Genomic DNA, 225 nt, shown 5'->3' with positions numbered 1-225 from the left:
TGAGAAGAATCATTTTGTTTAGAGCTTTGTTGTTTATTCTGAGAAGAATCATTTTGTTTAGAGCTTTGTTGCTTACTTTGAGAAGAATCATCTTGCTTAGAGTTTTGCTGTTTATCTTGAGAAGAATCATCTTGCTTAGAGTTTTGCTGTTTATCTTGAGAAGAATCATCTTGCTTAGAGTTTTGCTGTTTATCTTGAGAAGAATCATCTTGCTTAGAGTTTAGT

1 protein-coding gene is annotated in these 225 nt (G+C 32.0%); it reads right to left on the bottom strand.

Annotation, left to right across the window (positions count from 1 at the left end; genetic code table 11):
• A partial coding sequence (locus tag MR167_RS32485; protein WP_242316311.1) for a hypothetical protein occupies positions 1 to 225 on the bottom strand: 225 nt, incomplete at both ends.

The sequence above is a fragment of the Bacillus cereus group sp. BfR-BA-01355 genome (assembly GCF_022663675.1).
In the GTDB taxonomy this organism is placed as follows: Bacteria; Bacillota; Bacilli; order Bacillales; family Bacillaceae_G; genus Bacillus_A; species Bacillus_A thuringiensis_S.
The sequence above is the reverse complement of the archived record's forward strand: the minus strand, read 5'-3'. Positions and strand labels throughout refer to the sequence as shown.